Raw genomic sequence first — 14080 nt, 5'->3', positions numbered from 1 at the left:
AATTAAGTATAAATAATATTATTATTTATGTTTTTTATTTTACTATTTATACTCCAGAAAGAAAGGTAATTATTAAAAAAGCAAGTAGTTTAAACTACTTGCTTTTGGTTAGACATCTATTATTTATTTTTTAGGCGAAAGGGGTACCTTCATACATGTCTTGTACATTTGCTGTAGCAGATATATTTAATTCCGGTTTGGTTTTTAAAGATTTACAACCTGCAAACATTGAAGTAAAAGTAATTCCTTTAGAAGTATTTAATTTAGGTATAAAAGTTAAGGAAGTTGCTCCTTCAAACATATAATTAAATCGAGTTCCTTTAGAAGTATCCAGCAAAGGTATAGTTATTAAAGAAGTACATCCATAGAACATAGCATCAAAACTAATACATTTAGAAGTATCAAGATGGGGTATAGTTTTTAATGTGTTACAATTGAAAAACATACCTCCGAAGATAGTACCATTAGAAGTATCTAAGGCAGGAATAATTGTTAATGAATTACAACCTGCAAACATTGCTCCAAAATTTGTTCCTGAAGAAGTATCTAATAAAGGTATACTAGTTAAGGAGATACAATTGTAAAATATATCTTCAAAATTAAGTCCTGAAGAAGTATCATACAAAGGTATAGAAATTAAAGAACTACAATTAGAAAACATACCCATAAAGTTCTTAATGTTTTTGGTATTAAATTTTGGCGCTTTTTTTAATTTAGAATTCAAAAACATATGTTTAGCAGAATTTAACTGTTCTCCATCCGATACATCCGGTAGATACTCTTGTTGTTTACCCAATTCTGTTATTCGAAGTGCCACTGTACCCTCTTTCCACTCTAGACCAGTATTTGAAAGTGTTCTCCACTCAAAATACCCGGTATCAATCCAAGCTTCTTGTATGGTAGGTAATTGATTTTCTGATCCGCTTTCTGATCCGTTTTTAGGATATAATTTAGCTATAAAGGTTTTATCACCTTCAGATAGTTCGTAATTGGCTAGTAGCTTTAGGGTTTGGGAGCGTACATAGTAAGGCCATGCCATTACAGAAGCTTCATCCAGTTCTTTGGTTTCTAAGAGTTGTAAGGTGTTTTCTGAGGTTAGGGGATTGAAAACATATTGTCTTATTTCTGCCCAGTCCATAGTATAGCCTTCAAAGAAGTCTTCCCAATAGGTTTGTAGTTTTTCGGGGTTTCTCCAATATCCGTTCTCTGTCCATTGTTGGTGTCGTTGTTCGTAGTCTAATCCTAGGATTTGTCCAAATACTCGTAGTACGTCTCCTTTGAATTGTTGTTCATCTTGGTATTGTAAGCCTCCGAATACGGCGGTGGGTTGATTGGGATCACTTATTTTTTTTGCGTCGTTCCCAGTATAAGACCAGGTTAACCAGTCATTTCCTTTCCAGTCAAAGGCGATTCGTACGTCTGCTTTTTGTCCGGATTTTACATAGTGGAATTGGATTCCTGCGTATTGTTCCCATTCGCTGGCTATGTCTTTTATTTTTTGTATAATCGTGGGATCTGTGGGAGTGTTGATAAATTTGATGTATATGCCTGCATCTAGATTCCATCTTTTGGAGCCGTCGGAGACTCCTAAGCTTTGTACTCCGATTGGGGTTTGGGTTCCATACCAGCGTATTTGATGGGAGGTGGGTTGAACTTCGCCTGTGGTAATGCCTTCGGCTAGGTCATCGCTACAGCTACTAAATAATAATAGCAAGCAACTAAATATAAAGAAAAGTTTTTTCATTTTTTTATGTTTTATATTTTGTAAATATAAAACATAAAAAAATATTAATATAAAAAAGTGATATTTTATATTATTTATTTTTGCTTTATGTTTGAACAATTAAATGTATAAATATTATTTATTGAATAAATCAAAAAAAAGAGTTCCTAGAAACTCTTTTTCATTTTAATAATTCAAATATCTACTTAAATGGATTTTCAGCCAAAGCTTTGGGGTCTAATCTAATTCGATTAATTCCTGATTCTGCATACATAGCCGGAACATCTTCAGCTACACCTTCAATCAGTAAAGTATCCTTAGCTGGGAAATGATAAACTTTATTGCTATAAGAAAATTGGTTATTATTTATGTAAAAGTCTACTACTAGAAAAGCATCCACCGGCTGATCTGTTGTATTTACCACCATACATGTATAATAAACATCGTATTTTAATTCTCCATTGGTATTAATAGGCTCATTTTTAGATGCAATTAAAGTTGCTTGGTACTGAGGAAATTGATTGGCTGACAGACCTTTAGGAATATCATCATCTGAAGAACAAGAGATAGTTATTCCAGTGATTAATAGAACAATCGATAATAAAAAAATGTTTTTCATGTTAAATTTTTTTTCAAATATATAAATTTTTTATACCTAATTAACATAAATAATACTTTTTCAAATAGATATCCTTTAATTTGAAAGAGTTTAATTTATCAATTATACAAAATTTAAGATATAACGAAATGACTTATTGATTCACAAAATAAAAAAAATTGAACCAAGATTGGCTCAATTTTCTTTCAATTTATATTAAAACTATTTTATTGTTATTTAGATAGTATACACACTTTAGTTCCATTTTTATCCTCGTTCAGGTCTATCTGAATAAAATCTCCTTCGTGGATTGAAGTATTAATAATTTCTTCCGCAATGACGTCCTCAATATATTTTTGGATTGCTCTTTTCAAAGGTCTAGCTCCAAAATTTTTATCCCAACCTTTTTCAATGATAAATTCTTTTGCCTCTTGGGTCAATTCAATTTTATATCCTAATTTTTCAATTCTTTCATAGACTTTTCCAAGTTCAATATCAATTATTTTAGATATATCTTCCTTATCTAAATTATTAAATATAACAACATCATCAATTCTATTTAAAAATTCAGGAGCAAAAGTTCTTTTTAGTGCATTTTCTAAAGTTGATTTAGCCCTAACTTCTGAATTAGATTTTTTGGCTGAAGTACCAAAACCTACCCCATCACCGAACTCTTTTAGTTCACGAGTACCTATATTAGAAGTAAGAATAACGATCGTATTTCTAAAATCTATTTTTCTTCCTAAACTATCTGTTACATGACCATCATCTAAGATTTGCAGAAGAATATTAAAAACATCTGGATGTGCCTTTTCAATTTCATCAAGTAAAATAACGGCGTATGGTTTTCTCCTAACAGCTTCAGTAAGCTGTCCACCTTCTTCATATCCTATATATCCCGGAGGAGCACCTACTAATCTGGAAACCGCAAATTTTTCCATATACTCACTCATATCAATTCTAATTAAAGCATCTGGAGAATCAAACAATTCCTTAGCCATTACTTTAGCCAATTGAGTTTTACCAACACCTGTTGAACCTAAAAAAATAAATGTACCTATGGGACGGTTAGGATCTTTTAAACCAGCTCTATTTCTCTGTATAGCCTTAACCACTTTATCTACTGCCTCGTCTTGCCCTATAATCTTGCCTTTCATTAAATCTTTCATTTGAGCCAGTTTTTTTAGCTCTCCTTCTGCTACGCGTTGTACAGGAATTCCGCTCATCATTGAAACCACTTCCGCAACATTATCTTCGGTTACAATTTCTCTTTTTTCTTTAGATGCATTTTCCCAATTTCTTTGTGCCTGAGCCAATTTAGCCTCTGTTTCTTTTTCTAAATCTCTTAACCTTGCAGCCTCTTCATACCTTTGCTGTTTAATAGCTGTGGTTTTATTTTCTCTGGCATCTTCGAGCTCTTTTTCATAATTTAAAATTTCCTGAGGAACTTTTATATTTTTAATATGTACTCTAGAACCCGCTTCATCAAGCGCATCAATAGCTTTATCTGGAAGATATCTATCTGTAATATATCGCACAGTTAAAGCAACACAGGCTTTTATAGCTTCATCGGTATAAACTACGTTATGGTGTTCTTCGTATTTATTCTTAATTTGTTTAAGAATTTCCTCTGTTTCTTCTGGTGAAGTTTGTTCAACAATTACTTTTTGAAAACGTCTTTCTAAAGCACCGTCTTTCTCAATATATTGTCTATATTCATCTAAAGTAGTAGCACCTATGCATTGAATTTCTCCTCTAGCCAAAGCGGGCTTAAACATATTTGAAGCATCCAATGAACCGGTAGCTCCTCCTGCTCCAACAATGGTATGTATCTCGTCAATGAAAAGAATAATATCTGAATTTTTTTCCAATTCATTCATTATAGCTTTCATTCTCTCTTCAAATTGTCCTCTGTATTTAGTACCTGCTACTAAACTAGCTACATCTAGCGTAACAACTCTTTTTTTATAAAGTACTCTTGAAACTTTTTTCTGAACAATTCTCAAAGCCAATCCTTCTGCTATTGCTGATTTACCTACTCCAGGTTCACCGATTAACAATGGATTATTTTTCTTTCTTCTACTTAGAATTTGAGAAACTCTTTCAATCTCTTTCTCTCTTCCAATTACAGGATCTAACCTTCCTTCTTCGGCAGCAAGTGTTAAATCTCTACCAAAATTATCTAAAACTGGTGTCCTACTTTTTGATGTATTAGGGGCCGATTTAGGTGCTTCATAACTTCTATCCTCTCCTTCCTTTTCATCTTCAGAAAATTCATTTACTACTTGAGCAGGAAAATCGTCTTGAAATTGAAGTTTATATTCATCTCTAATTGTTTTAACATCAACATCATATTTAGAAAAAATATGTGTTACCGGATCTGATTCCATACGCAAAATGCATATCAATAAATGAATGGTTTCAATTTCTTGACTTTTAAAAAGTTTTGCTTCTAAAAAACTAGTCTTCAAAACTCTTTCTGCTGCTTTAGTAAAGGGTATTTGATTTCTATCTACTTTAGAATTTGGATTTACTACATTTAATCCTTCAATTTGATGTCTTAATTCTCTTAAATCTATATTTAAACTTCTAAGAACTGTTAAAGCTTTACTATTGCCTTCCCTTAACATTCCTAAAATAAGATGTTCTGTTCCTAAATGATCACTACCCAAACGCAATACTTCTTCATTGCTGAAGCTTATTACATCTTTAACTTGTTGTGAAAAATTTTCGTTCATGTACAATTTTTATAAATTTTAATGGATATAATAAAATCTAAAATCCATATAAAACTTTAATTTCATTTATCATGCCAGCCTAATTTAGCCATATTTAGAGAGCTTATTTATGACTAAACATCCTTTAAATGACATAATGTCGTACGTGCTAATTATTTACTATATTTTTACGTTTATATGAAAGCATAGTATTTTTTAATAGCATGGCACGTGTCATTGGTCCTACTCCTCCTGGTACAGGAGTGATCCAAGAAGCTTTTTGTGATACACTTTCAAAATCTACGTCTCCGGCAAGATAAAAACCTCGATCTTTAGAAGAATCTTCTATACGAGTAATTCCTACATCAATAATTACAGCGCCATCTTTAATCATCTCAGCTTTTAAAAAGTGTGGAGAGCCTAAAGCTGTAATTACTATATCCGCTTTTTTAGTATATTCCTCTAAATTTTCAGATTTGGAGTGTAACAAAGTTACTGTAGCATCTCCAGGATTTCCTTTTCTACTCATTAAGATACTCATAGGTCTTCCTACGATATGGCTTCTGCCAATTACTACAACATCTTTACCCACAGTTGAAATTTTGTATCTTTCTAACATTACCATAATTCCAAAAGGGGTAGCAGGAAGAAAAGTTTCCATATCTAAAGCCATTTTTCCGAAATTTTCAGGATGAAAACCATCCACATCTTTATCCGGATTTATAGCCATGATTATTTTTTCTTCATTTATATGTTTTGGAAGGGGTAATTGAACAATAAATCCATCTAAAGAATCATCCTTATTCAATTTATCGATTTCATTAAGAAGCTCCTTTTCTGATGTTTGATCTGATAATTTAACTAAAGTTGATTTAAATCCAACAGCTTCACAATCTTTAATTTTATTATCCACATATGTCATGCTAGCACCATTATTGCCTACTAATACTGCTGCTAGATGTGGAGGTCTTAGTCCATTATCTTTATATCCTTCAACCTCTTGTTTTATTTCAACTTTTATTTGCTTTGATAATTTAAGTCCGTCTAAAATATTAGCCATTGATTTAATTTGTTTAGTACACAAATATAACAATTCTAATTGTCTGTAATTTTAGTTTAGCTAAGATTTAAATAAAAAAAACTGTCAATAAATTGACAGTTCTTTAAATAACTTATAAAATTAAATGATCAATTTAATTTCTGCTTTAGTCCCTTATCTATAGCATCTAAAAAATCTTCTGTATTTAGATAATCCTCTTTAGTCATATTCTTCCCTTTAACTAATAAAGCTAAATCTTTGGTCATTTTACCACTCTCCACGGTTTCTATACAAACTTTTTCTAAAGCTTCTGCAAAGGAGACTAACTCTGGGGTATTATCTAATTTACCTCTATGCATTAATCCTCTAGTCCAAGCAAATATGGATGCAATTGGATTTGTTGAAGTTTCTTTACCTTCTTGATGTAATCTAAAATGACGAGTAACTGTACCATGAGCAGCCTCTGATTCCACAGTTTTTCCATCCGGTGTAACTAGAACAGAGGTCATCAACCCTAGAGAACCAAACCCCTGAGCTACGGTATCTGATTGTACATCCCCATCATAATTTTTACAAGCCCATACAAATCCACCGTTCCATTTCATGGCAGAAGCCACCATATCGTCGATTAAACGATGTTCATACGTAATACCTATTTTTTCAAACTCTGTTTTATAAGTATTTTCATAAATTTCTTGAAAAATATCCTTGAATCTGCCATCATAAGCTTTTAAGATTGTATTCTTCGTAGATAAGTATAAAGGCCATTTTTTGGTTAATGCCATTTGAAACGAAGAATGTGCAAATCCTTTTATAGATTCATCCGTGTTATACATGGATAATGCAACACCATCCCCTTTAAAATCATATACTTCCCAAGATTTAGATTCTGAACCATCATTGGGAGTAAAAGTCATCGTTAATTTTCCAGCACCTTTGGTAATAATATCAGTTGCCTTATATTGATCTCCAAAAGCATGTCTTCCTATAACAATGGGTTGTGTCCAACCTTGTACATAACGTGGAACATTTTTCATTATAATAGGCTCTCTAAATACTGTACCTCCTACAATATTTCTAATAGTACCATTGGGAGATTTCCACATTTTTTTTAGATTAAACTCTTTCACACGAGCTTCATCCGGTGTAATGGTTGCACACTTGATAGCTACATTGTACTTTTTTGTTGCTTCTGCCGAATCAACTGTAACTTGATCGTTGGTTTTGTCTCTATTCTCAATACCCAGATCATAATATTTTATATCAATATCTAAATATGGTAATATTAATTTGTCTTTGATAAATTTCCAAATAATTCTTGTCATTTCATCCCCATCCATTTCTACAACAGGGTTGATTACTTTTATTTTTCTCATGATTTTAATGATTTCTTTTTGATCTTATTCAAATATAATAAAATTTGTAATAAAAACATACTATTTACATTACTCAAATAAAATTTTTTTACAATTTTAAATAGAGTTTTTTAATAAATGCAATCCTTAAAGTTTTTATATATTTGTTCATCGTTAAAACTATTTAACCTATGGCTAAAATTTTAATTGTTGAAGATGAAGAATCAATTCGAAGAGTTTTAAAAAACATTCTTATTGATGAAAATAAAAAATTTGAAATTGATGAAGCGGATGATGGAGTTAAAGCCAAAGAATTTATAGATAAAAATGATTACGATCTTGTAATTTGTGATATAAAAATGCCTAAAATGGACGGGGAGGAATTGCTTAATCTAGTGATGGCTGACAAACCAAACCTTCCTTTTATTATGATATCTGGGCATGGTACTATTGATATTGCTGTTAATTGTATAAAAAAAGGTGCTTTCGATTACATTTCTAAACCTCCTGATTTAGGAAGATTATTAAGCGCGGTAAGAAATGCCCTAGACAAGAAGCTTTTAATTCATGAGAACCAAAAACTTTCCAATCAAAATAAAATCTTAAAGAAAAAAATCAGTAAGAAATATGAGATGATTGGAGATTCTAAGAGTTTAGAAGAGATAAAAAATATCATTGATAAAGTTGCTCCTACCGATGTTAGAGTATTTATTTCTGGTCCTAATGGCACTGGAAAAGAATTGGTTGCACATTCTATACATGAGAAAAGTGAAAGATCCAATAAACCTATGATTGAGGTGAATTGTGCAGCAATTCCATCCGAGCTTATAGAGAGCGAATTATTTGGACATATGAAGGGTTCATTTACGGGTGCAATAAAAGACAAACCTGGAAAGTTTGAGCTAGCAGATCAGGGAACTTTATTTCTTGATGAAATTGGAGATATGAGTTTATCTGCTCAAGCCAAAGTATTACGTGCTTTGCAGGAAGGTAAAGTTAGTCGTGTAGGTAGCGATAAAGAAACTTCGGTTAATGTTCGAGTGTTGGCAGCAACAAATAAAAATTTAAAAGAAGAGATTAAAGAGGGTAGATTTAGAGAAGATTTATACCATAGAATTTCTGTTATTGAATTAAAAGTGCCTGCTCTTAAAGAAAGAAAAGAGGACATTCCTCTACTTATTTCTCATTTCTCTAAACTAATTGCGGAAGAACATGGTTCAAAAATTAAGGAATTTACTCAAGAAGCAATTCAATTATTACAAAGTTTTGAATGGACTGGTAACATAAGAGAATTAAGAAATGTGGTTGAAAGATTAATAATCTTAGGTAATGATCCTATTACCAAAGAAAATATAAATAGCTTTTGTTAAACATTAAACACTTAAAAACTATATTTAAAGCATTACATATTTAGATAAATGAAAAACGGTATTATTATTTTAGATTTCGGCTCTCAGTATAACCAATTGATTGGACGTCGAATCCGTGAATTTGGTGTGTACTCAGAAATACTCCCATACTATACTCCCATTGAAGAGATCTTAATCCATGAACCTAAAGGAATTATCCTATCCGGTGGTCCTTCTTCTGTTAATGCTGAAGATGCACATCTTATAGAAAGAAAAATCTACGAATTAGGAATTCCTATTTTAGGTATTTGTTACGGTATGCAATTAACATCTAAATTATTAGGAGGAGAAGTTACTGAAGGTAAAAAAGGAGAGTATGGAAAATCTGAATTTAATATTATAAAAGATAACGCAATTGTTAAAGATGTTCCTAAAAACAGCACCGTTTGGATGAGTCATTTCGATGAAGTTTCAACTTTGCCGGATGGATTTGAATTAATAGGAAAATCTACGAATTCAATTGCATGTATAGCAAACGATGAGAAAAAAATCTATGCCGTACAATTTCATCCAGAGGTTTCCCACACTGAACACGGTTCTTCTTTAATTAAAAATTTCGTTTTTGAAATTTGTAATTGTGAAAAAAATTGGGAGTTAACCGATTTTATCCAGACAGAAATTAAAAGAATACAAAAAGTTGTAGGAAATAAGAAGGTTATTTTAGGACTTTCTGGTGGTGTTGATTCTTCCGTTGCAGCCGTTTTAATAAATAAAGCCATTGGTAATCAGTTGACTTGTATATTCGTAGATACGGGTTTACTTCGTAAAGATGAAGGAGATAAAGTAATGGAGATTTACGGCGAGCATTTTAATATGAATATTAAACGTGTGAACGCACAGGAAAGATTCTTTTTTAAACTTAAGGATATTGAAGATCCTGAAAGAAAAAGAAAGATAATAGGTAACGAATTTGTCTATGTTTTTGACGAAGAAGCTAGAAAAATTGAGAATGTTGACTTTTTAGCGCAAGGAACTATTTACCCAGATGTTATTGAATCTCAATCAGTCAAAGGACCATCTGCAGTAATAAAATCTCATCACAATGTGGGTGGACTTCCTAAAGAAATGAATCTTCAGCTATTAGAACCTTTACGTGAGCTTTTTAAAGATGAAGTTAGAAAAATTGGGGTTGAATTGGGAATTCCAGAAGAATTAGTCTACAGACATCCATTCCCCGGTCCTGGTTTAGGTATAAGGGTTTTAGGTGCGGTTGATGAGGAAAAAGTGAGTATCTTACAAGAAGCAGATAGTATTTTTATTGAGGAATTATATAAAAATAATTTATACGACAAAGTAAGTCAAGCTTTTGTTGTCTTATTACCCGTAAAATCTGTTGGAGTAATGGGCGATGAGCGCACATATGAATATACGGCAGTTATACGTTCTGCTAATACGATAGATTTTATGACAGCCACATGGTCTAAATTTTCCTATGAATTTTTAGAATTAGTATCCAACCGTATCATTAATGAGGTGAAAGGTATTAATAGAGTAGCATATGATATTTCTTCTAAACCTCCTGCTACAATTGAATGGGAATAAATTATTCAACGATATAAAAATCCTAAATTAACAGTTTAGGATTTTTTTTTATATTTTAGAAATACCTAAGATTTCTTTAATATGACCAATCAAATGCAAGTTGCTATTCTATATCAGGCCCATGAACCGCCTTGCATTCATGGTGTTCATAAACCCATGAAAAAAGGAGGATATTCTGATAGTGGAGCTGATATAGCTTACGCTTTAAAACTTTCCCAAATATCCGTTGTAACACCTATTCAAAATCCTGATCTATATTTAGATACCGATTGGGTATTTCCTGATACAGAACAAGGAATTAATGAAGCTATTGAAAAAGGAGCTAATATATTATGGTTAAATACTGTTTTGTATAAGGATCATCCTATTGTTAAATACTTACACAGAGTAAATTTGGTTGGACAAATACCTGAAAATGTAGAAAAATACGACGATAAATTTCAAACCAATGCATTACTAAAATTAAATAATCTTCCTGTTCCCCATTCAATTTTAATTTCTAGTAAAGATATAAATTACTCAAATTTAAAAAAATTAAATTTTCCTATAGTTATTAAGCCTATAAGAGGTAGAGGTAGCCAAGGGGTTACCAAAGTAAATAATTTTGAAGAACTTTTGATAAATATTAATTTATCATTCGAAGAAAAAATTTATGGGACTTCTTTATACTTAGAAGAATACCTACCTGGGAACGAGTTAACCATAACCGTAATGCCTCCGGGAAATTATTCTTTAAAAAATGGAACTAAAACATTTTCTGACTATTGGTGTTTACCTCCCGTAAAAAGATTTAATCATAAAAATGGAATAGCACCTTATAACGGCACAGTTGCAGTGGCAAATAATAGTAAAGTTCTTAATAACGAAGATCGCTCAAATAAATCAATTCAACAATTAATGATTCACTGTGAAAAAGCAGCAAAATTGGTTCAAGCCAAAGCTCCCATAAGAATTGATTGTAGAGCTAACGATGAGGGAAATTATTATTTATTTGATTTAAATATGAAACCTAATATGACTGGTGCTTCAAGACCTCATAGATCCGATCAAGATAGTCTTTCTGCATTAGCTGCAAGAGAAATCGGTTGGTCCTACTCTGATCTGTTAATTAATATGTTAGGGCAATATTGGAAGTTGTAATCAGTAAAAGCTAAATATTATCAAATTTTACTCTTATTATTAATTTATATTTTACTTCTATATACAAATTTGAGTAGAAAAACTCTTATAAACAAAAAATCTCCTTTAGAATTAAAGGAGATCTTTTTAAAAATAATTCTATATTTAAAATGAAACGTTAATTCCTAACATTTTATAAAATTCTTTTAAAATACTAACATTACCTGGCCATGCTGGTGAGGTTGCTAAGTTCCCGTCTACAACAGTTTCTGAAGGCCCTACCTTCTTATAATTCCCTCCGGCTAATTCCACATCAGGAGCAACTGCTTCGTAACAAGTAAGGGTTCTGTCTTTTATAACCTGCGCTGCTGTTAACACTTGTATACCATGACAAATTGCAGCTACAGGCTTATTCTCTTTAAAAAAATACTGAGTAATTTCAATAATTTTAGGATTCAAACGAATGTACTCAGGAGCTCTTCCACCGGTAATAAATAAACCATCGTAGGAATGAACATCAACCTCATCAAAAGATTTATTTATTGTAAAATTATGACCTCTAAGTTCTTGATAGGTTTGAAATCCTACAAAATCATGAATGGCAGTGGCAATAGTTTCCCCTGATTTTTTCCCCGGGCATATTACATCCACTTCAATTCCTAAAGATAAGAGTGCTTGATAAGGAACCATTAATTCGTAATCTTCTACAAAATCTCCTGCAAATATTAAAACTTTTTTACTCATTACAATTATTTTTAACTGTTACTATTACTAAGTTAGTAAATTTTATCTGGTAAAATATTTTTGTAATAAAATAGTAATAAAAAAAGCCTGAATAAGTATATTCAGGCTTCTAAAAAATTTTTTAAAAAATTAAAGTTGAGGACCGGCAGAAACTAGTTTTTTTCCTTCTTCAGTATCTGTATATTGTTCAAAATTCTTAATGTATTTAGATGCTAAATCTTTAGCCTTAACTTCCCAATCTGAAACATTGGAATAGCTGGTTCTAGGATCCAAAATATCTGACACTTGTTCTAATTGAGTAGGAAATACCAAATTTAAATATGGAATTTTGTCTTGTGGAGCATTTTCAATGGAACCGTCTATTATTGCATCAATAATTGCTCTAGTATCTTTTAAAGAAATTCTTTTTCCTGTCCCATTCCATCCTGTATTAACTAAGTATGCTTTGGCTCCATGCTTTTTCATTTTTGAAACTAAGGTTTTAGAATACATGGTAGGGTGCAAGGATAGAAAGGCTTCCCCAAATGCTGGAGAAAAAGACGGCTGTGGTTCTGTAATTCCTCTTTCTGTTCCTGCAAGTTTAGAAGTATAACCACATAAGAAATGATATTGCGCTTGTTCTTCATCTAAGATTGAAACTGGTGGCAATACACCAAAGGCATCCGCAGATAAATATATAATTTTCTTAGCATGCCCGGCTTTAGAAGGCAATACAATTTTGTTAATAAAATAGATAGGGTAAGATACTCGAGTATTTTCGGTTATTGATTTATCAGTATAATCTACTGATCCATCTGGTTTAACCACCACATTTTCTAACAAGGCATCTCTTCTTATTGCTCTCCAAATGTCTGGTTCCTTTTCTTCCGTCAAATCAATAACTTTGGCATAGCACCCACCTTCATAGTTAAAGACCCCATTATCATCCCAACCATGTTCATCATCTCCAATTAAATATCTCTTTGGATCTGCGGAAAGTGTAGTCTTTCCTGTGCCTGATAAACCAAAATAAACAGCAACATCCCCATCTTCTCCCACATTTGCTGAACAATGCATTGATGCCATTCCTCTTAAAGGCAAATAATAATTCATCATAGAAAACATACCTTTCTTCATCTCTCCTCCATACCAAGTTCCACCAATAATCTGTACTTTTTCTGTAAGATTAAACATTACAAAATTTTCAGAATTTAAACCTTGTTCTTTCCAATGAGGGTTAGTTACTTTAGAACCATTCATTACTATAAAATCTGGTTCTCCGTAATTTTCTAATTCGTATAAAGAAGGACGTATAAACATGTTTGTAACGAAATGTGCTTGCCATGCTACTTCCATTACAAAACGAACCTTCATTCGGGTATCATTATTTGTACCACAAAAAGTATCAACTACATATAATTTTTTATTGGAAAGTTGATCGGAAACAATTTTTTTTAAACCTTTATATATCTCGTTGGTTGTGGGCCTATTTATATTTCCGTCCCACCAAATGGTATTTTCAGTTACTGCATCCTTTACAATATACCGATCTTTAGGTGACCTACCTGTGAATACTCCTGTTTTAACAGAAATAGCTCCAGTTGAGGTAACCTCACCTTTTTCAAATCCTTGATTCTTTGGATCAATTTCTGCTTGAAATAATTGTTCATAAGTAGGATTATGCATAATTTCTTTAATACCTTTTATACCGTGCTTTTCTAATGATTTAATTAAATGTCCCATAATCTTTGGCTTAAACTATTATTAATTTTGATTCGTTTCTATCACGAATTTACAATTAATACTTTGTTTAATTATCTCAATATCTTATGATAATACTCAGTTATAACTAATT

The 14080-nt window shown here is 31.7% G+C and carries 10 protein-coding genes; 3 read left to right on the top strand and 7 right to left on the bottom strand.

Going from position 1 to position 14080, the window contains the following annotated elements:
- Positions 1–130 precede the first annotated feature (130 nt).
- The 5 genes from ETU10_RS08210 to ETU10_RS08190 form a co-directional block, all read right to left on the bottom strand.
- Positions 131–1744, bottom strand: a complete 1614-nt coding sequence (locus ETU10_RS08210) for a BspA family leucine-rich repeat surface protein (RefSeq protein ID WP_146311353.1) — start codon at positions 1742–1744, stop codon at positions 131–133.
- Between the two features lie 181 nt (positions 1745–1925).
- Positions 1926–2342, bottom strand: coding sequence for a hypothetical protein (locus ETU10_RS08205; RefSeq protein WP_146311351.1), 417 nt, complete (start codon positions 2340–2342; stop codon positions 1926–1928).
- 212 nt (positions 2343–2554) lie between these two features.
- Positions 2555–5059, bottom strand: a complete 2505-nt coding sequence (locus ETU10_RS08200; protein WP_146311349.1) for an ATP-dependent Clp protease ATP-binding subunit — start codon at positions 5057–5059, stop codon at positions 2555–2557.
- Between the two features lie 148 nt (positions 5060–5207).
- On the bottom strand, positions 5208–6098 hold the full coding sequence (folD, locus tag ETU10_RS08195; RefSeq protein WP_146311347.1) for a bifunctional methylenetetrahydrofolate dehydrogenase/methenyltetrahydrofolate cyclohydrolase FolD: 891 nt from the start codon (positions 6096–6098) through the stop codon (positions 5208–5210).
- A 128-nt stretch (positions 6099–6226) separates the two neighbouring features.
- Positions 6227–7453 carry an isocitrate dehydrogenase (NADP(+)) gene (locus ETU10_RS08190; RefSeq protein WP_146311345.1) on the bottom strand — a complete coding sequence of 409 codons (1227 nt, stop codon included), beginning with the start codon at positions 7451–7453 and terminating at the stop codon, positions 6227–6229.
- 170 nt (positions 7454–7623) lie between these two features.
- Between ETU10_RS08190 and ETU10_RS08185 the strand changes: the two genes are divergently transcribed.
- From ETU10_RS08185 to ETU10_RS08175, 3 genes are all read left to right on the top strand, one after another.
- Positions 7624–8802: a sigma-54-dependent transcriptional regulator gene (locus ETU10_RS08185; RefSeq protein WP_146311343.1), complete on the top strand. Its 1179-nt coding sequence runs from the start codon at positions 7624–7626 to the stop codon at positions 8800–8802.
- 48 nt (positions 8803–8850) lie between these two features.
- Positions 8851–10383 (top strand): glutamine-hydrolyzing GMP synthase, encoded by a 1533-nt coding sequence (gene guaA, locus ETU10_RS08180; RefSeq protein ID WP_146311341.1) that lies wholly within the window; start codon positions 8851–8853, stop codon positions 10381–10383.
- 93 nt (positions 10384–10476) lie between these two features.
- Complete coding sequence (locus tag ETU10_RS08175) at positions 10477–11523, top strand: ATP-grasp domain-containing protein (protein ID WP_146311339.1); 1047 nt, start codon at positions 10477–10479, stop codon at positions 11521–11523.
- A 144-nt stretch (positions 11524–11667) separates the two neighbouring features.
- Here the strand turns inward: ETU10_RS08175 and ETU10_RS08170 are convergent, their stop codons facing one another.
- Positions 11668–12246 (bottom strand): DJ-1/PfpI family protein, encoded by a 579-nt coding sequence (locus ETU10_RS08170; RefSeq protein WP_146311337.1) that lies wholly within the window; start codon positions 12244–12246, stop codon positions 11668–11670.
- Positions 12247–12375: 129 nt separating this feature from the next.
- Positions 12376–13968: a phosphoenolpyruvate carboxykinase (ATP) gene (gene pckA, locus ETU10_RS08165; protein ID WP_146311335.1), complete on the bottom strand. Its 1593-nt coding sequence runs from the start codon at positions 13966–13968 to the stop codon at positions 12376–12378.
- Between the last annotated feature and the right edge of the window lie 112 nt (positions 13969–14080).

Origin of the sequence: Apibacter muscae (genome assembly GCF_007845595.1) — a bacterium.
In the GTDB taxonomy this organism is placed as follows: Bacteria; Bacteroidota; Bacteroidia; order Flavobacteriales; family Weeksellaceae; genus Apibacter; species Apibacter muscae.
This window is presented reverse-complemented; position numbering and strand designations above follow the sequence as displayed.